The 18,916-nt window shown below is 42.1% G+C and carries 15 protein-coding genes and 1 tRNA gene; 4 read left to right on the forward strand and 12 right to left on the reverse strand.

What is annotated here, in order from left to right; genetic code table 11:
* Positions 1-2 precede the first annotated feature (2 nt).
* The 5 genes from NE665_RS15105 to NE665_RS15125 all read right to left on the reverse strand — a co-directional run bounded on the left by NE665_RS15105 (position 3) and on the right by NE665_RS15125 (position 5,341).
* A complete protein-coding gene (locus tag NE665_RS15105) occupies positions 3-1,385 on the reverse strand; it encodes a CdaR family protein (protein ID WP_233104723.1) in 1,383 nt (460 codons plus the stop codon).
* Positions 1,385-2,788, reverse strand: coding sequence for a diadenylate cyclase CdaA (gene cdaA, locus NE665_RS15110; protein ID WP_117443644.1), 1,404 nt, complete (start codon positions 2,786-2,788; stop codon positions 1,385-1,387). The genes NE665_RS15105 and cdaA overlap by 1 nt, the downstream gene beginning before the upstream one ends.
* 312 nt (positions 2,789-3,100) lie before the next feature.
* Complete coding sequence (locus NE665_RS15115) at positions 3,101-3,793, reverse strand: hypothetical protein (protein ID WP_117443643.1); 693 nt, start codon at positions 3,791-3,793, stop codon at positions 3,101-3,103.
* On the reverse strand, positions 3,783-4,121 hold the full coding sequence (locus NE665_RS15120; protein ID WP_117443642.1) for a PadR family transcriptional regulator: 339 nt from the start codon (positions 4,119-4,121) through the stop codon (positions 3,783-3,785). The genes NE665_RS15115 and NE665_RS15120 overlap by 11 nt, the downstream gene beginning before the upstream one ends.
* 449 nt (positions 4,122-4,570) lie before the next feature.
* On the reverse strand, positions 4,571-5,341 hold the full coding sequence (locus tag NE665_RS15125; protein ID WP_117443641.1) for an HAD-IIB family hydrolase: 771 nt from the start codon (positions 5,339-5,341) through the stop codon (positions 4,571-4,573).
* A gap of 107 nt (positions 5,342-5,448) precedes the next feature.
* On the opposite strand from NE665_RS15125, the gene NE665_RS15130 reads away from it, so the two are divergent.
* Positions 5,449-5,610: a hypothetical protein gene (locus tag NE665_RS15130; RefSeq protein WP_008816879.1), complete on the forward strand. Its 162-nt coding sequence runs from the start codon at positions 5,449-5,451 to the stop codon at positions 5,608-5,610.
* Positions 5,611-6,030: 420 nt separating this feature from the next.
* Here the strand turns inward: NE665_RS15130 and NE665_RS15135 are convergent, their stop codons facing one another.
* The 3 genes from NE665_RS15135 to serC form a co-directional block, all read right to left on the reverse strand.
* Positions 6,031-8,199, reverse strand: a complete 2,169-nt coding sequence (locus tag NE665_RS15135) for a DNA topoisomerase (protein ID WP_117443640.1) — start codon at positions 8,197-8,199, stop codon at positions 6,031-6,033.
* Between the two features lie 497 nt (positions 8,200-8,696).
* Positions 8,697-9,863 (reverse strand): phosphoglycerate dehydrogenase, encoded by a 1,167-nt coding sequence (locus NE665_RS15140; protein WP_117443639.1) that lies wholly within the window; start codon positions 9,861-9,863, stop codon positions 8,697-8,699.
* A gap of 11 nt (positions 9,864-9,874) precedes the next feature.
* Positions 9,875-10,960, reverse strand: coding sequence for a 3-phosphoserine/phosphohydroxythreonine transaminase (gene serC / locus NE665_RS15145; RefSeq protein WP_117443638.1), 1,086 nt, complete (start codon positions 10,958-10,960; stop codon positions 9,875-9,877).
* A gap of 245 nt (positions 10,961-11,205) precedes the next feature.
* Between serC and NE665_RS15150 the strand changes: the two genes are divergently transcribed.
* Positions 11,206-12,084: a LysR family transcriptional regulator gene (locus tag NE665_RS15150; RefSeq protein ID WP_117443637.1), complete on the forward strand. Its 879-nt coding sequence runs from the start codon at positions 11,206-11,208 to the stop codon at positions 12,082-12,084.
* A gap of 375 nt (positions 12,085-12,459) precedes the next feature.
* Here the strand turns inward: NE665_RS15150 and NE665_RS15155 are convergent, their stop codons facing one another.
* Together NE665_RS15155 and NE665_RS15160 are read right to left on the reverse strand one after the other, a co-directional pair.
* Entirely contained in the window at positions 12,460-12,792 is a 333-nt protein-coding gene (locus tag NE665_RS15155) for an AzlD domain-containing protein (RefSeq protein WP_117443636.1), read from the reverse strand.
* The gene (locus tag NE665_RS15160; protein WP_117443635.1) at positions 12,789-13,478 is read right to left on the reverse strand and encodes an AzlC family ABC transporter permease; all 690 of its coding nucleotides are present in this window, start codon (positions 13,476-13,478) and stop codon (positions 12,789-12,791) included. Before NE665_RS15160 ends, NE665_RS15155 begins: the two co-directional genes overlap by 4 nt.
* A gap of 579 nt (positions 13,479-14,057) precedes the next feature.
* Between NE665_RS15160 and NE665_RS15165 the strand changes: the two genes are divergently transcribed.
* Positions 14,058-15,044, forward strand: coding sequence for a PD-(D/E)XK nuclease family transposase (locus tag NE665_RS15165; protein ID WP_256302566.1), 987 nt, complete (start codon positions 14,058-14,060; stop codon positions 15,042-15,044).
* A 270-nt stretch (positions 15,045-15,314) separates the two neighbouring features.
* A tRNA-Ala gene (locus NE665_RS15170) sits at positions 15,315-15,390 on the forward strand.
* Positions 15,391-15,483: 93 nt separating this feature from the next.
* On the opposite strand, the gene NE665_RS15175 is transcribed toward NE665_RS15170, so the two are convergent.
* Entirely contained in the window at positions 15,484-16,539 is a 1,056-nt protein-coding gene (locus tag NE665_RS15175) for an ABC transporter ATP-binding protein (RefSeq protein ID WP_117445084.1), read from the reverse strand.
* A gap of 1,138 nt (positions 16,540-17,677) precedes the next feature.
* Complete coding sequence (locus NE665_RS15180; RefSeq protein ID WP_233104857.1) at positions 17,678-18,487, reverse strand: hypothetical protein; 810 nt, start codon at positions 18,485-18,487, stop codon at positions 17,678-17,680.
* Between the last annotated feature and the right edge of the window lie 429 nt (positions 18,488-18,916).

Here is an 18,916-nt window from a genome sequence, read left to right on the forward strand (position 1 = left end):
TCCTATTCGTCGGCTACACTGCCTGTTGCAGTCACCTTAACACTACCATTCTTCAATACGTAGGTTGCCAGCTTATTCTTGCCCTCTACGATCAAAGGCTGTTCATACGTACCTGCCTTCTCAATCTTTGAAAGATCGACATACACCTGCAGCTCCTCTTTCTTGATTTTGCTGATGACATCCTTTGCTCCCTTTACCGTTACATCGACACTGGAGGAGCTTCCCTGCGCTACCGTGAAATTCAATCCGTCAATGCTGTTTTTAAAGGCAATCGGTACATCCTTGATGACCCGCTCCTTGGTATCCGTCAGCTTGATGGATATGTTGGCGATATTGCTGGAAATCTTCGTTACCCCGTTTGGCATGATGATCGGCATGGAAATCTCACGATCGCTTGTCAGCGTAGATGCCGGTATGGTAATCGGTATCTCATCGATGTTATCGAGCACAGACTGCTTCGCATAGATTGTCACATGATCCTTATCCAGTTTATAGGATTCTATTGATTTATCATTTGGAATCACACCAGTTGGATTCAGTGTGATCGGTACGTCCTTGCTTGGTTTGGTTACCTTAACACTGGCTTTCAGTGTATCCGGTATAATGTCCACCTTCATAAGGTTTCCATCTGCATCATATGCAACGATGTTCGCTTTGGTTTCAAAATCTGTTTTCACATCCTTATCCACCTTGATCAGCGCCTTTACAAATGCAATTTTATCCAGGGTATCACTATCGGAGCGAACCAGGACCTCTCCCTGCTGCAGCTGTGGTTTCCCCAGGTCATATATGGAGTCCATCTGCTGACGGTTGACGAAGTCATAGCCGACGGTAAAACGCCGTATGGATTTTTTCTTTATCGTAACAACGACGGTGGAAGGCTCTAATACAACCTCGACACGGGCAGGCATCGCCTCCGTTGTCAGCTTCACCTCATGCGTGCCCTCGGTCAGATCGGTCATATTTGCTATCACCTTAAAATTTTTCTGCTGCTTAACGCTCTTGATATCCGTCAGATCACCGATGATTCGTACCTTGACCGTCTCCGGCAGACCGCTTACCTCATAGGCCTGATTGGATAAGACCTGAGATACTGGAAAATCGCCCAAATCCTCAGCACTCTTCACATTCTCAAGAAAGTTTGCCCCCTGAGAATTGAAGGTCACATAAAACAATACAGCCAGTATCAGAGCAACGACCTTGCCGTGCTTCTGATTAAACAGCAGCTTATCCAGCCAGCCGCTGATCCAGCGAAAGAATTTGCCGACCTTGATTTCCACATTTGCATAGGTTCTGGCAAACGTCTGGCTCTTTTCGGCAATCGCCTTGGCTAGTTCCGTCTTGCCCTCCGAGCTTAATTGTGTTTTCTTCTTTTTCTTTGCCATTAGGAATCTCTCCTTTCTGTAGCTTTATCAGGAGTTTCTTCATCCTCATCCGCTTTCTCATAATGCAGAACGATTGCCTCCGGTTCAATTACATCATTGAACAGATCACTTGCCATATTCGTCATGATGGTTTTGCCGGTTTCCTTTTTCGGCTGTTCTGCCTTAGGCTCTGCTTTTTTCTTACGGCGTGTTTTCTTTACCGGCTTCTTTTCTTCCTCTGCCCCTTCCTGCATTTCCTCTTTTGCAGGAGAGACCGTCTTCTTCTTAGCAGCCGATTTTCGCTTCTTCGGCTTTGCTTCATCCGCTTCCTTATCCGGCTCTTCTTTCTTCTCCGAATCGGTTACGATATTTTCAAACAGGGCATCCAGCTTCTCATCCTGCTTCTGCGTAAGGTCCTCGATATGCAGTCGATCCACTTCCTGTTCCACGACCACAACATCCTTTTCCTTCTTATCCTGTTCCTCACTCTTCTTCTTTTTCGTATAGCGGTTATCTGCCGCTTCCTTTTTTGTCCGTTTATTTTTCCCCTTAAAGTAATGCGCAAACACCCCCGGCTTCTTGCCATCATAGGATGGCGGAGTACTTACCTGCTCAGCAGGCTCCTCCTGCTTGTCATGTACGGTGGCACTTTGCTGCTTGCAGACAACATTCATCAAGAATTCCCGCAGACTTGCTTCGGAAATCACGGTCAGCTTACCGCCCTCGGCAATGGATATGTTTCCCGTTTCCTCACTCACAACAATGGTGATGGAATCGGTGATTTCGCTGATTCCAACTGCAGCGCGATGTCTTGCCCCGTAGCTTGTCGGAAGCTCTCTGGTTGTCGGTGGAAAATAGGCAGCCGCACAGGCGATTTTCACACCCTGAATGATAACGGCACCATCATGCAGCGGCGTTCCGTATTGAAAGATGGAGCAGAGCAGCTCGCTGGATACAACGGAATTCATCGGTGTACCGGTCTTGATGTAATCGCTGAGGGAATGTCCCTGCTCGATGGAGATCAAAGCACCAGTCTTGGTCTTCGACATTTCCGCACAGGCCTTGACCAGCTCATCCACCAGATTTTCACGTTCATTGATTGTCAACGTGGATATCCGGGAGAACACATTGGTTTTACCGATTTTCTCCAGAATACTACGAATTTCCGGCTGGAAGATGATGATGACCGCAACCACACCCCAGTTCATGATGGAATCCGCAAGATTTGCGACGGTGTGAAGCCCCAGAAAGCTGGCAGCGGAACGTACAATGACTATGAGCAGTACCCCCTTGAATATCTGGATGGTACGCGAATTGTTTTTCACGATTTTCAGACAGTAATAGACAAGTGCCCAGACACAGGCGATGTCCAGCAGCTGCTGAATCAATTCCCGTAAATTGTTCAAAGTGAAATAATTGAGCATAAAAACACTCCTCTCGTATTTTATATTATAGCACAAAGTGCTTCGTCTACCTATAGTTTTCTGTCCATGGTAAAGCCTTTCAGAAGCATTTTTACGCTTTGAAAGGCTCTGTTTTTTATAGATACAAAAGAAGTTGGTTAAAACGGGCTGGTCTTCTGTTATATACTACGTGCTTTTCGATAATGCACACACTGCCAAATGACACGCTTAAATCAATGCCATTTACAATTCAAAGCAGAAGGTTGGCCGATACAGACACCTGTTGGCAGATTGATGCTGTAGGTGCTTTCGATTGTCACATCCATCACGACTTTATGTACGACGCGCAGTATCCTTTTGTATGCCTTGATACAAACGAAACTGCTTATGCAACAGAAAATGATAGCCAATCCACGAAAGAATGCAGCTGACTGCCAGTAGTGCAAGCAGCCAGAGTGGTATGGAAAGCATCCCTGTGGAAAAATGAAAGCAGGAACTGAGTAGGTAGAGAACAAATTTGATACCCACAGCTAAAACGCCATATGCGATCAAATATGTGTACCATGCGCCCAGAATACGGTGAAAGCTGTGCCGGTTATGCCATTGTAAGAGCACAGTGCTTCCTAGAATGATCATGATATAAAACATGATGGTCTTCCATGACACAAACAGCATACCGTTTTTCACATATTCGCTTTCATCGATTCCTATCCCGATAACATCAAGCAGCGCCCACAATACCATAAGGGAGGACAGCATTCTCCACCAGCGCAGCAGCTTTTCCAGCCGTGTTTCCTGTACCGCATTCGCACAGACGGCATCACAAAATTTCCGATAATCGCCAAATACCTCCTCTACCTTGCGTCCGCGCATTTGACTTTCCAGTGCCATAGCCAGAATATCGTCTCGAATATCCCTTGCGACCAGCAGGGAAATGTCCTTACTGCTCAGATAGCGCAGCATATCCTGATATACGATCATGTATGCATGATTGAGATTTGCATCGTTATATTCATTACCAGTCATCGTTCACACCTCCTTCAAACAGCCTGTCAATCGTTTTTGCCAGCTTTCTCCATTCCGTATAAAAATCCCGAAGATACACGCGGCCTTCCGCTGTGATCTGATAATATTTGCGTTTAGGTCCCAGTGGAGAATCCCTTTTCTCCGCCTTGATATAGTGTAGCTTCTCCAACCGCAGCAGAATCGGATACAGCGTTCCTTCCGTGACATCGATCCAGCCGGCTTCCTTCATATTGATCAGAATTTCATAGCCGTAGGTCGTATGCTGTTCAATGATTTTCAGAATACAGCCCTCCAGACTCCCGCGCATCAGCTGTGTTTTATCGTACATGGACTCACCTCTACTTTGCGACACAAGGTACTTCTTCATCTATATTGTACCACAGGCTAGTTGACAGTCAACCGTAATCGTAAAGGCAGGAGCATCCATATGCATGCGTAAATACATTTACGATTCCGCAAAGCACATGCACATTTTCATAATACATATAGGATATTGTGCATAGGTACAAGCGTTATTGTCAAATTGAGAAATGCATAGCATACCGTTTTCCCCTGCCGTATTTTTACGCTGTAAAGGCAAAATTTGTGCAGGATTGATTCCATAGCATCATGCAAAGCCCACAAAAAAAGAGCACACGATATGCCCTTTCTGCTAAGCCTGATCATACACCGGATCCCCCGCCTTTCACAGGATCAAACATCTGCACCGCTGCTCTTTCTAACGCAAGCTATTATCTTATATATAATATAGAGAGAAAAGCCTCTGCCGCTGTCTTGTTACTGCTTCATCAAATAGGCAATGCATTCCTCTATACTGATAAACACATGCTCTGCCGGTTTTACGATGGCACTTCTTGCATGCATCATGGCACAGCCGTGAAATTCCTCAATCATCGGAATATCATTAAAGGAATCACCGATGGCATAGATATCATCATGCTCCAGTCCCAGATGCTGTTCGATAAAATACAAGCCCTCTGCCTTGGAAACACCCTCCGGCACGATATCCACACAGTTCACATTCACATAAGCAACAGCGTAGCCCTTGAAATTCGTATTGATGTAATGACTGATCTCCTCCGCAAGTATGGTATCATTCAGTGAAACAACAAGCTGGGATATCTTCCCACGGTCCAATATTTCCTCCTCGTGCTCCTTTGTATCCGGCATATTGCCGTATTTGTGATCGATTTGATTCTCATCCACAGAAAATTTAAACCGATGAAAGCCGTCATTGATGACATACGATACGCAATCCAGCGTTTTGATATACGCGATGATATCCAGCGCCTTGTTGAAATCCATATACAGCACCTGCAGTTTCTGAAAATCACGATCATAAATCACCCCGCCGTTATTTGCCACGATGAAGTCAAATTCGATCTTATTTTTTTGAATCTCCACCTGTATGGACTCCATACTTCTACCTGTCACCAGACCAAACATGTTTCCCGCTGCACGGAATTCATGAATCGCATGGATATCATTTATATCAACCAGCTCCTCCGTACGGAGCGTACCATCATAATCACTCGCCAGAATTTTCATACTCATATCCTCCATATACTTTCATTTTACCAAGTTTCAACAAAAAAACAATGTTTATGTATAAGATTCGTAAGCTTTTCCCATACTACTATCAGGAGGTGTTAGAAATGGCACAGAAGAAATACCGCCCAGGAATGAACTGCGAGAAAACCGGAAAGTACACATGCTATGACAAAGATGGCAACGAAATGTACGGTGACGTAGACGTTGAAAAGGGTAGACGTTTTCCTCCTTCACAGGAAGAAGGATGCTACTACGAAGAACAGTAGTATCTGTTCGGCTCTGTAGAACTTATACATCGGTATAAGAAAAAAAATTCCCATTCTCTTTCTGAGATCGTGGGAATTTTTTTATTTCACCTTCGCTCTGCAATAAAGGCGAATTCTGCTTCCGGCTGTTCCATAAGCTTTTGGGAATGCTTTCTTTGTTTATATGTGCTGCATAAGGTGCTGTTAACGGCTATAAATCCGATATACAAGCAGTTTTTTCACAGCTCCCCTTCTGCATATCGCCTTGTTCATTTTATAATCCAGGATTTCATATACAAGCACAGTATTATGACGCTTTCTTTATGTATGGCAAGCAGTCATGCAAGCCTTCATGAAGCAGATTCACATGATGCTTGGATGCACGCACAGCTTTCCTTCATATTCCAGATTCCACAATCACCATACTACACGGTTACTTGCTTATTCGCTATCCTTTGCTTTTTTCGGCACATCCACCAGACGATAGACAGCACGTCCATTCCGAACGCCCAGCTGCAGCACCTTAATGATTTCCTGCTCATTCTCCTTCAGCTTCACCAGACAATACTTATCCTTTAACAGCTTTTCCGCCATAGGCAGCGTAACCTCTTTTCCAATCGACTGAAAAAAACGGTCTTCCTTCCACAAAGCGAATTTACACCCATTGCGGTAATTCACACAGCCAAAGCCCTTGCTGTTTTCGACGATTTTGTTTCCACAAAGCGGACAGATACCAACAGCCTGACGATCATCATCAATTTCCACCTCACCGGATACACGCAGGTTGGAATAATCCTTTTTCAAATGCGGGACGAAGGCCTCCAGCACACTGTCCACCAGCGTTTTCACATCGGCATTGCCTTCCTTGATATCCTCCTGAATCACCCACCATTTTGCGGTCAGATCCGGCTTTTTGATCTCCTCCGGCAACAGATGGTAAAAGTCCTTCCCCAGCTGTGTAGAAATAATGTTTTTCCCCTTCATTTCCACATACCGGCGTTTGATGAGTGTTTCCACAATCTGTGAGCGGGTAGCACTCGTACCGATCGAGCCGTTCTCTCCCTTCTTATCCTTATCCTTCTTCTTCAGAATATCCTTTATTTCCTTATCCTGCACATACTTGGCAATACTGGTCATATCACGAATCAGACTCGCCTGCGTATAGCGCTTCGGCGGATTGGTCTCCTTTTCCTGGATATCGCTGCTTACCAGTTGAATCGGATAGGTTCCCTTCGGTAAATCGAAGCGGCCGTCATCCTCTTCCTCCTCCTGGCTGTCCTCCTTCTCCGGAGTAAAATATTTCTTATAGCCCTCATCCAGCACATACGTACTGGTCGCGCGCAAATCCCCAGCCTCCGTTTTGATGACTGCACTCAGCTGCCGTTTACGAATCGGTGGCAGAAACTGCATGATATAGTACCGGCAGATTTCCTCATACACCCTTCGCTCATCTGGAAGCAGCTGTGCTATATTGAAATCCGACATCGTTGGAATAATGGCATGGTGCGCCGTCACATATTTGTCGTTAAAGCATTCGGAATGCAGCTTATAATCCACCGGATACTGCTCATTCAGCTTGCTCATAACATGCGGCAGCACCCTGTCAGCCTCCTGAAAATGCTCTTCCTTCAAATACTGGGAATCACTTCGATTATACGTGATTGCCTGATAGCGGTCACGCAGGGTCTGGGTAATCTGATCCGTTTTACTCAGATCGAAGCCATATCTGGCATTCATATGCGCCTGTAGCTTTGCCAGATTAAACGGCAGCGGCGGCTTTACGTCCATGAATTTCTCATCCACCTTCACCTTCTGATCCGGCTTGGACATGATATTTTTTTCGATATCCTCCATACTATTGCGATGCAGAATATGCTTTCCATCATCCAGCAGATCACTTTTCGGCTTCAGCTGAAAGCGGATAGCTGTATCTGGCTCTTCCATATGACCATCGGTATGCAGCTCATAATATTTCTGCTTCACATGATTGTCAATAGCCTCATCACGCATGACGATCAATCCCAGCGTCGGACTCTGCACACGGCCTACACTCATACCCTTTCTGCGTAAAAGCAGGGAAAACAAACGGGAATAATTGATTCCCACGACATAATCCGCAACAGCACGGGCATAGGCACTTCTTCCCACAGCACGCAGCTTTTCATCATTATCGATCAAATCATGAAAGGCCTTTTTGATATTTGCCGGCGTATTATCATTGATATATACCCGCTTCACCGGCTTCTCATTCTGTGCGTAATCCAGAATTTCATCAATCAAAAACTGTCCCTCATCATCCGGGTCACCTGCATGTATGATCTGGTCACACTCCTGCATCAGCGCCATAATCTGTTCCACTCGATCCTTTTTATTTCCATCCGGAACCAGCTTCCAGTTTTCAAAGCAGATAGGAAGATCCTCTTTTTTCCATTTTTTATATTTTGCATCATATTCATCCGGCTCGCACAGACGCAAAAGATGCCCATATGCCCAGGTTATGATGACATTCTGCTTACGTATGACGCCGCGGACTTCCTTACCGTTGCCATCAATCGCATCCGCAATCGCTCTGCCCAGCTCCGGCTTTTCCGCAATGATCAAAGAGCGCATAGAATTCCTCCTTCGCACGATCCTAAACAAATACCTAAAATTATAGCAGAAATCTCTGAAAATTTCTAATATTTTTCATACAGCTGCGATTTGCAGGCAGGACATATGTTCACAATTCCATATAGTATGTTCGCCTATATCATATATCACATATAAGGGATGCAGCATGCTTTTGTCTGAGATACAAATAGAAAAGCACGCAGCATTGACACGTGTCTCCTTTGCTGCATCGGGGATATTATTTCTGCATTATGCTGAATCAATTCCTCCTGCCTTACATCGAATCAGACCTGTGGAATGCTTTCTAGCTGACCATCAAAAAAACAACGGGAATCAGGATTTGACCTAGATGATTTTTCTTTTTCATCATCAATTTTCATAATGTCTTCTAAGCAAAATGTTCTTCTTGGATACTATTCTGGCTTTTTTCTTTTAACATCCTGCGGGAAGAGCTTTCCGATTAAAGAAAAGCACCCCTGTGAGGTGCTTTCCGTTATTTAAGCCTTTGCTGTAATCAAACGCGCATTGATAATACCTTCCCGGCTGCGCAGCCGCTCCATCAGCTCTTCACTGACTTCATCATTGGTATCAAGGATCATATAGGCATAATCCTTTTTCCCCTTGTTGGCCATATTCTCGATATTTACGCCGACATTGGCAAGCGCTGTGGTAATGGCACCAACCACATTCGGCACATTCTTATTGATAATGCAGATTCTGTATTTGCATTCCTGTGCAAGCTGCATATCCGGAAGATTCACAGAATGCGTGATATTTCCCGTTTCCAGATACTCCATAATTTCATTGGCAGCCATAACCGCACAGTTTTCCTCGCTTTCCGGAGTGGAGGCTCCCAGATGAGGAACTCCGATCACCTGCTCATACTGCAACAGCTCCTTTGTTGGAAAATCTGTTACATAAGCAGCAATTTTTCCTTCATCCATCGCCTTCATCATTGCTTCATCATCAATCAGACCGCCGCGTGCAAAATTCAAAACACGCACATCGTTCTTCATTGCCGCAATCGCTTCCGCATCAATGATATTTGCTGTTTTATCATTGAATGGAACATGGACGGTAATATAGTCACATTCCTCAAAAATCTGTTTCAGATTTTGTACATGGTGCACCCTTGCCTTTAAGGTCCAGGCTGCCTTTACAGAGATAAACGGATCATACCCGAAGACCTCCATATCCATAGCAGCGGCCGCATTGGCAACCAGTACGCCAATCGCACCAAGTCCGATGACTCCCAGCTTTTTCCCTGCAATTTCCGGTCCGACAAAGTTGCTCTTTCCTTTTTCGACAGTCTTGGAAATATCTTCACCATCCAGCGTCTTAACCCATTCAATTCCTTTTGTAATCCTGCGGGAAGACATCAGCAGACCTGCCATCACCAGCTCCTTAACCGCATTGGCATTGGCTCCCGGCGTGTTGAATACAACAATTCCCTGTTCGCTGCAGCGATCCAGCGGGATATTGTTTACACCTGCACCGGCTCTGGCTATACATTTCAGATTCGCAGGAAATTCCACATCATGCAGCTTCGCACTACGCACCATAATGGCATCATAGCTATCAAAATCCTCAGAAAATTCATATGCGTTCGGATCAAACTGATGGATTCCGGCATCCGCAATCTTATTAAACAGCTTTATTTTCATAGTAATCTCCCTTATTTATGTTCCTCTTCAAATTTTTTCATAAATGCAATCAATGTCTGCACACCCGCAAGCGGCATTGCATTGTAGATGGATGCACGCATTCCGCCAACTGCACGATGCCCCTTCAGGTTACTCATACCGGCTGCGGCACTTTCCTTGGCAAACAATGCATCCAACTCTGCATTCGGCGCACGGAAGGTTACATTCATCAAAGAACGGTCCTCCTTACGCACGGTGGTTGTATAGAAAGCACTGTTGTCCAGATAGTCATACAGCAGCTTCGCCTTTTCTTCATTTCGCTTCTGCATTGCCGCAAGTCCACCCATTTCTTCTATCCATTCCAGAACAAGTCCCAAAATGTAAATTGCATAGGTAGGCGGTGTATTGTACATGGAATCCTTGTCGGCAAGAGGAGCATAGTCCATCATCACCGGTGTGAATTCCTTTGCATGTCCAATCAAATCCTCACGAACAATCGCAACTGTCAATCCGGCACATCCCATGTTTTTCTGTGCTCCGGCAAAAATGATCCCGAATTTGGATACATCCACCGGCTTGGACAGAATATCACTGGACATGTCCGCTACAATCGGTACTCCGTTCGTTTCCGGAACATATTTCCATTCTGTACCATAAATCGTGTTATTTGCACATAGATAGACGTAATCCGCATTCTTGTTCAGCTGCAGCTCCTGCTGTGCGGGAATATAGGAATAATCCGCATCCTTACTGGAGCCAGCCAAAACGATATCCCCGTATTTCTTTGCTTCCGCATATGCCTTGTTCGCAAAATATCCGGTCACGACATAATCTGCCGTACCCTTTTGCAACAAATTCAGGGGAACCATGGAAAACTGAGAGGTCGCTCCTCCCTGCAGAAACAGCACCTTATAGTTATCCGGTATATTCATGATGGAACGCATTCGTTCCTGTGTTTTTGTAATTATCGCATCATAGGCTTTGGAACGATGACTCATTTCCATAACCGACATGCCACTTTCCTCGTAATTCAGCATCTGCGATTGCGCTTTTTTCAACACCTCCAGTGGCAGCATGGATGGACCAGCTGAAAAATTGTAAATTCTGTTTTCGGCCATAATCAGGCACCTTCCTTTCCTCTTTTACTTATTCCAACAGCATGTTTTTCTGTTAGTAAGCACTATTATAGCACAAATGAAATAAAATGAAAGTTAAAATGAAAAATTGATGTAACATTTATGAAAGAGTTTTCTTAACGCAAACAAAGTGAATACATATGTTCACAAATTAAAGACACTTGTTTTCCTTTCGCTCTTCTTTTATTCGTGGTATACTTACCTTACAGAAATTGGGAGATGAGAACATGCTGGATTTTCGATTATATACATTCCTTACGCTGTCTGAAACATTAAATTATACGAAGGCTGCGGATATCTTATGCATTACACAGCCTGCTGTTTCACAGCATATTAAATATATGGAAAAGGAATATGATTGTAAATTGTTTTTTTATGACGGAAAGCAGTTGAATTTGACGGTTCAGGGAAAGCTGCTTGCGGAAAAAGTACGTACCATGGTTGCGGATGAGAAAATGATTCGCAGTCTGTTGAAGCAAAATCAGAAAACACCTGCCCTGCGCTTTGGTGCCACCCTGACGATTGGGGAGTTTATCCTGCCGCAGCGCTTAAACCGCTTTCTCACTGCACATTCGGAAACAGGTCTGTGCATGATTGTGGAAAACACGGCTACCCTGCTGCAGATGCTAAACAGCGGAGATATCGGCTTTGCCTTTGTCGAGGGGTATTTTCCAAAGCAGACCTATGATTGGCAGCTGCTGTCCCAGGAGCGTTATGTCGCAGTGAAAGGAAAGAAGTATCCTTTGCAAAAGGAGGTTCACTGCCTAAAGGATCTGGTACAGGAAACACTGATTGTCCGGGAAGAGGGCAGCGGCACCAGAGAGATTCTGGAGCGCGGCATGCAGGAAATCAACCTGTCCATCGCATCCTTTCAAAGGGTGATAGAAATCGGCAATGTACAGGCTATAAAAACACTTGTCAAAAACAACCAGGGAATCAGCTTTCTATATGAAGCGGCCGCAAGAGAAGAAATAGAAAAAGGAGAGCTTGAGGTGATTGACCTGTACGATTTCCATATTCTCCATGAATTTAATTACATTACCCTGAAGGATTCCGTATTCAAGGAACAATACGATGCTTTCTTTGCATCTGTGCAAAAGCCATGAGAATTGTCGTGGCTTTTTATATGCGCTTTCTTCATGCTTGCTAGTGCTTGCGACTCTGAAATTCCATGCCTGACAGCTCTTTCATTCCCTGTTGGACATCGAAATCGGATATACAGGCTGCTCGATGTAAAGAATATGATGCAGGCACATTGCGGTATAAGAGTCTTTCCTTATCCTTGGCGGCTCAGAAGAGACTAGCACTGGAAGCATGCAAATAAAGACCACCGTCATATACAGCTATTTGTCATATACATGCAATTCACAAAAAAAAGGCGCTCCTGCACAGAGCTGCCTCTGTATAAGAACACCTTATCATGTTGTTGGACTATGAAGTATGCTTCAAAAAAAGCAAATGATTCCCCCTATATTTCCAAATTACACAAACACCAGCTGTACCAGCATCATATAAAGCAGGGTACCCCCAAGGATACTGATCATATTGTTTCGCTTCCACACATGAAGAAGCACGACACTTCCAATGCCGAGCAGCTCCGGCAGACCGTACGGATATTGAAAAAACGCCGTATTGCGAACACAATAGACAATCAGACAAAGCATGATCGCCATTGGCAGAACATTTCCCAGATATACAATTTTCCGCGGAAGTGCTTCTGCATTTTTGAATATCATAAAGGGAAGCGCACGGGTCAGAAAGGTGCAAACCGCCGCTACTGCAATAATCAGCAGAGTATCCGTTATACCAATCATGATGCATCCCCCTTTCCCTCTACCTTATCCTGAAAAATGATAAGCAGAATAACGAGCAGTATAAGCGCTGGCAGCAAAAAGTTAGCTAGCTGAAATAGCACAGCTGCAATAAGAATCGCAGCTACCGCGATATAGACCGCCCCATGCTGCTTCGCAGCAAGCCATTGTTCCACAAAAATGACAGTAAACAATGCTGTCATCGCAAAATCAATTCCAGTGGTGTCAAAGGCCAGCAAGGAGCCGATGGTTGCACCGAGAACAGAACCAATAATCCAGTACAGCTGATCAAACAGCGATATGCAGAACATCAGCTGCTTTCCTTCTTTGCTCTCCTTATTCGGAATAGCACACAATAAGGAGTAGGTTTCATCTGTCAGGGAAAACATCATATACCAGCGTTTCTTTCCCATTGCAGGGAAGCTTTTCAGAAATGACAGCCCATAAAACAGCTGTCGTGCATTTACCGTAAGCGTAACCAGAGCAACCTCTACAAGTGAAAATCCGGCATGAAAGAATGTCAGTAAAACAAACTGCATACTTCCAGCGTATACGCTCAGACTGATCAAAAAAGCCCAGATCATGGAATAGCCCTGCTGCTGGCAGAGAATGCCGAAAGCGATTCCCAGAAACACATAGCCGACCATCACAGGAAAGCTGAGCCGCAATGCCTCCCTTGCTATTTTCATACAACATCACCCCTCAAAAAAGTTTTCTTATATTTTAGACGATTTCTCTACGGCTTGCAATCCCCTATATTTTTTACGGATTTAGACGGATATAGAATATCAAGAATTCATTCTGCTTTTTATAAGGTGATTTGTATCGGAGAAGGTACTGGCGGATTATTCTTTTTTAGTGGACTTCTTTTTTACTAGGATAACATTGCGATACCATGATTTTTAAACATAACAGGATAGTCTTATCGAAAATTCTTATGTGTGCGCCCAGACTACAGCTTCCCCCTGCTGTTTGTCATTCGGAATATAGAAATGCATCAAAAAGAAAAGATATCCAATAACAACAAAGCTTCTCGATGAGAGATAAAAGTAAAAATCACAAATCCTTATGCTTTGAAAATATGCAGCTTCATTCTTTTAGAAAAAGCTAAATGACCATAAGTAAATACTGTAGAATTCTATCCGTCATGAACATTTTTCCAAAAAGCAGCATAAATAATTAAGAAAATGCGGATTTTTTAGGAATTTCGCAGTTTTTTTTCGTATAGAAGTATGTAAGTAATAAGCTTACAGAAGGAGGTTTTCGTCATGGTCAAAACGAAGGCAAATAATGTATTGAATTACTGTAATGATTTATTTTTTAAGTACACACTATCCCGTGAGGATACGGAATCCGTGTATGCACGTAACACCATCATACAACGTGTTACCGGGATCAGAGTCAAGGAAAGCAGGGTGCTGAATCCGAATCTCGATCCAGGCGTTATCGGCAAGAAGAGAATTATTCTCGATGTCCACGTGAAGGATGAGGCAGGTCGTTTCTTTAATCTCGAGATGCAGACCACGTACGCAGGAATTGCGGAAATGATGCGTTTTGAATTTTACGGAGCACGTGCCTTAAACAATCAGCTGAAAAGCAGTGAGAAATACAGGGATTTGAAGCCGGTATACCAGATTATTTTTATTGAAAAATACGCTTGGAATAATAAAAATCTGATCAATCACTATCAAATGCGCAATGAACAGGGGGAAGCGGAGAGTGAATATCCGCTGATCAGAAGAACCTTCGTTCATCTACCGGTCATTAATGACATCGCAAAGAAAAAGGAAATCCAGCAAATGGATGACTTCGAGCAGCTCTGCTTTTTATTTAAAAATAACGCAAAAAATGATATACTGAAATCAAAGGAAAGGCTGGTGAAAGTATTCATGGACAAGTACGAGGAAATGCAGAAGGATGAGGAGCTATGGTCAACGGCAATGGCGATTCAGATGGGAGAAGCACGTTATCGCTATGGTCTGGAGGACAGCTTTGAAGAGGGGATGAAGGAGGGAATCATAAAAGGAAGAGAAGAAGGGAGAGAAGAGGGTGAAAAAGTAGGATTAGTGAAAGGGAAAGCAGAGGGAGAACGATTATTTTTAAACCGCATGATGGAAAGCAAGTATCATGAAGACTGCTCAGCGTGGCTGTGCACCTTGTCAACAGCACAGATGGAACAAATCGCCCACCTTCTATTAACTTGTGACACATTGGAGGACATAAAAAATCAAATCACCCCCGCAAGCAATACCTAGTAATTGTAAGTGAAAAACTATTCCTATACTTTGAACGCTTTGCTCTCACATAGGAAAAAGTAGATTACGCAGCATGTTGTACATTTATAGCTGGGGATTGCATTTTATATTTTTGAATATACATACCATAGAGAAAAGCAAAGCCACCTTTCCCTGCAAGGATGGCTTTGTCATTTAGAAAATTTAGCAAGCTGAGATATTTATCAAAAAATGAAAAAAAGCATTGACAAAGCTGCTCTGTACATGATATATTTATTAAGCAATCGAGATGGGGTGTTAGCTCAGCTGGGAGAGCACCTGCTTTGCACGCAGGGGGTCATCGGTTCGATCCCGATACGCTCCACCATGATAGATCAGAAAAGATTCCTAACGGAATCTTTTTTTGTACTTATTATATGTCGGAAGCCGCATTCTTTGGCTAATAGAATACGGCTTTTTACTATATCGTCTTATATATACGATTTTGTGTCTGTGCATCAAACACAAATACATGCTCCCACACAAACCAGAATTGAATATTCTCTGTGCGCTGACGAATATGGGAAGCATCCCCCTTCATAATAACGATTCCCTCCTCATATTGGATATGATAATACACCTGTTCACCGGACTGTTCAACTAAAACAATCCTGCCACAGATACCGCCTGTTGATACCTCAATAATATGTTCACAACGTGCTGCTAGTATTACCGATAGACTCTCAGCCTCCGCAAGCCATGGTATCCGCTGATTATGAAAATGAAGTGCTCCCTGCACAAGGGCAGCCTGAAATTGATTGATATCATACAATCCTAAAAAAGAGGCTGTAAACAGATTGATTGGATCGCGATAAATTGTAATCGGATTGCCCATTTGCTGAATCTGTCCATCCTTCATAATAATCAGAATATCCGCAAGTGTCATTGCCTCCATCTGATCATGTGTAACATAAAGAAAGGTTGCATCGTTTTTCTGATACAGCTGAGCGATTTCAATTCGCAGCTGTGTCTTCAGTCTCGCATCCAAAGAGCTCAAAGGCTCATCCATCAGAAACAAGGACGGTTTTCTTACCAGCGCACGGGCAATCGCACAACGCTGTCTCTGTCCACCTGATAAATCTCCTGCTTTGCGTTCCAGTAGGTCGCAGATACCCAGCAGTTCACATATCTGATCGACCGCTTCCTTAATATCCTGCTGCTTCATCCCGCTGTGGGCAAGACCAAATGATATATTCTCAAAAACGCTCATATGAGGGAACAAGGCAGCTTCCTGAAACACCATGGAGATATTTCGCTGGGCAGGCGCTTTCTGATTGACGAGTTCATCATCAATATATATTTCCCCTGAATCGGGGGAAAGAAATCCTGCGACTAGCTGCAGCAGTGTCGTTTTCCCGCAACCGGATGGTCCTGCCAGTACAACAAAGCTTTTATCCGACAGCTCCAGATGAAAATCCTGTACAGCCTTTATATCTCCATAGGATTTTGTTATATTTTTCAGAACGAGTTTACTCATGCACATCTCTCCATATTCCCCATTAAGTTTAGCCGAAGAATGCAAAAAAAGCAACCTTGTCGAACAAAGCTGCTATCCTTGCAAATCCCCCATTCGTATTGATCTCGTAAACAGTATCAGTTGATTTACTAAGAGTGTACATGAGAATAAACGGGCTTGGGGAAGACCATTTTCACAATCTCCATCAATACGAATCCCATATGATCACCGAAGTGATCCCCAGTGTCTCGAAGCCCACCCTCTTCAAGACACCTATATGTTACTAGAAATAGTAAATTTATACAATGAATTTCATGCAAGTTGACATTTAATAAAAATTTTGATGATTATCGCAGTTTTTCAAGAAAACCGTCAACTCGGAGCATAAAAGAAAAAACTTCTTATGAAAAGAAGTAGTTTTCAAGTATTACATTCTGACGTGCAAATATCCACCATTTCCACAAACATTCATGTTCGCATCATTAGCAAATGCTACACAGCCAAGCAATAAACTCAAGCCACATAAACCAGCAAGTAAAGCCTTTTTCATTTTTTATACCCACAAAACTTAGAGACCATATGCATATCATCGTTCAACACGCATATGATAAATGAATTCTGAGTATTACTCAATAAATTATCTTCAACTTGCTATTAATGTATTAAAACACGTGATTAGAGTCATTTTTCAAAAAAACCGTCAACTTAAGTATACAATTATCTATTGTGTATTTTTTTCTGTATTTCTCTTTCAAATACAAGGAAATTCTTATACTGGCCTGTTATATCAACAATTCTTCCTAGTTCATATTTAAAAATTTCTATATTAACCTCATTTTCTAAATGGGGCAATATTTGCTTCATAATATAATTTTGTTTTACAAATACGGGTATATCATCTCCTAATGTAAAATATTTATACATCTTGATCAACTCGACAGGATAAGATGAAATATCTTTATCATTTAGGATTGGTATGTTTATATCTAAACCAAGTCTATTTTGACAGTCCGCCATATACAATATAGTGGGTAGATAACTATCTCTATAATAACTAAATGATTTTTTATAATACTCAAGTGATAATATATAATTCTTATCATTATGAAATGCAGATCCTATATTAGCAAATGTTTCACTTAATTTTATGTCTGGATACTTATATTTTTTTGATAAGTTCCTCAATACGATCTATAACAATATTTAAATTCACTTTATTATTATAACTATTTAAAGATACTCTACAGTTCAATATATCAAGTAATCTAATTTTATTGCCTTCTTCTAGAAAAACATGCTCTAGATCATCAATTATATTATTCATACTAATGAAATCGCCTATAGAAAGGTAATAATGTATTAGATTAATTTTAAGACAATGCAAATCAACATCAACCAAATCAATCATATCTACAATCTTGGTATAAAGCTCCATGTCAAGAACACAATACGATGATGATTTAGAATATATCAATAGTTTTAATATATCATTGATTTTCAATAATCCTTTACTTAAGATTACTAGGTACTTCTGTAAATCTACTTCATCTATTTGGCTATCATAATTGTAATACTCATACAATTTATCCAATATTTGATAAATCTCTGAATAGTATACATATTCCTTTACTTCATATAAAACACGTTTACTTTTATCAATAAGGATTATTACATCTTCTCTTTCATAAAATTCGATAGCTTTGTAAAGTCCTTTCATCAGTTTATCAATAGCCTCATCGATTACTGGAAATTCACCAAACTTCAAATCCAGTTTATCTAATAATTCAATATAAACATCCTCAGATCTGCTCAATCCGCCAGCCTCAATATTCTTCAAAGTATTGATACTGCAAATACCCTCGCAAAATTTCTTCAGGGTAAAACTATTCTGTGTATTCCCCCGACGCTCTTCTCTATAAATACCAATTAGTTTGCCGATAACTGATAATCTATCTCTACTAACATTCATATATATCCCTGCCTTTAACTTCACTCTCTAGTAATGCTACTCATATATTATAGAGGTAATTTCCAATATTTGGAAGTTAAAATCACATAAATGTCACATTCTTACTTCTTTCCTATTACTTTTCCCTAATCATTGTCAAAAAGATTAAAAAAATTCTTATGAAAAAAGGTAGCTAATGTCTCATATCGCTTTTGTGAAACTTCACAAAAGCATTGAATTGCAGCCTTTACAAAATGTGTTTACTGAAGCTGCAGGCTTTTTAACAGTGAGTCAAATGAAAAAAAAGAGCTGTATAAACAGCCCAATGGCATCAACCTAAGGAAATTTGGTTGATGCTATTTTTTATTCCTATCAGAAATCACTTCATTAATCGCTCACTATCGTTGTAGTTAAGAGTATATTATATAAATATTTTTTAATATATATTAT

Origin of the sequence: Clostridium sp. DFI.1.208, assembly GCF_024463855.1 — a bacterium.
Lineage (GTDB): Bacteria > Bacillota_I > Bacilli_A > Erysipelotrichales > Erysipelotrichaceae > Clostridium_AQ.

What these genes read in the sequence shown, in the direction of transcription:
- cdaA (WP_117443644.1), bottom strand. Translation starts at nt 2,788, where the DNA reads ATGCTCAATTATTTCACTTTGAACAATTTACGGGAATTGATTCAGCAG.
- NE665_RS15180 (WP_233104857.1), bottom strand. Translation starts at nt 18,487, where the DNA reads ATGAATGTTAGTAGAGATAGATTATCAGTTATCGGCAAACTAATTGGT.
- NE665_RS15125 (WP_117443641.1), bottom strand. Translation starts at nt 5,341, where the DNA reads ATGAAAATTCTGGCGAGTGATTATGATGGTACGCTCCGTACGGAGGAG.
- NE665_RS15115 (WP_117443643.1), bottom strand. Translation starts at nt 3,793, where the DNA reads ATGACTGGTAATGAATATAACGATGCAAATCTCAATCATGCATACATG.
- NE665_RS15150 (WP_117443637.1), top strand. Translation starts at nt 11,206, where the DNA reads ATGCTGGATTTTCGATTATATACATTCCTTACGCTGTCTGAAACATTA.
- serC (WP_117443638.1), bottom strand. Translation starts at nt 10,960, where the DNA reads ATGGCCGAAAACAGAATTTACAATTTTTCAGCTGGTCCATCCATGCTG.
- NE665_RS15135 (WP_117443640.1), bottom strand. Translation starts at nt 8,199, where the DNA reads ATGCGCTCTTTGATCATTGCGGAAAAGCCGGAGCTGGGCAGAGCGATT.
- NE665_RS15140 (WP_117443639.1), bottom strand. Translation starts at nt 9,863, where the DNA reads ATGAAAATAAAGCTGTTTAATAAGATTGCGGATGCCGGAATCCATCAG.
- NE665_RS15155 (WP_117443636.1), bottom strand. Translation starts at nt 12,792, where the DNA reads ATGATTGGTATAACGGATACTCTGCTGATTATTGCAGTAGCGGCGGTT.
- NE665_RS15160 (WP_117443635.1), bottom strand. Translation starts at nt 13,478, where the DNA reads ATGAAAATAGCAAGGGAGGCATTGCGGCTCAGCTTTCCTGTGATGGTC.
- NE665_RS15120 (WP_117443642.1), bottom strand. Translation starts at nt 4,121, where the DNA reads ATGTACGATAAAACACAGCTGATGCGCGGGAGTCTGGAGGGCTGTATT.
- NE665_RS15130 (WP_008816879.1), top strand. Translation starts at nt 5,449, where the DNA reads ATGGCACAGAAGAAATACCGCCCAGGAATGAACTGCGAGAAAACCGGA.
- NE665_RS15175 (WP_117445084.1), bottom strand. Translation starts at nt 16,539, where the DNA reads ATGAGTAAACTCGTTCTGAAAAATATAACAAAATCCTATGGAGATATA.
- NE665_RS15165 (WP_256302566.1), top strand. Translation starts at nt 14,058, where the DNA reads ATGGTCAAAACGAAGGCAAATAATGTATTGAATTACTGTAATGATTTA.
- NE665_RS15105 (WP_233104723.1), bottom strand. Translation starts at nt 1,385, where the DNA reads ATGGCAAAGAAAAAGAAGAAAACACAATTAAGCTCGGAGGGCAAGACG.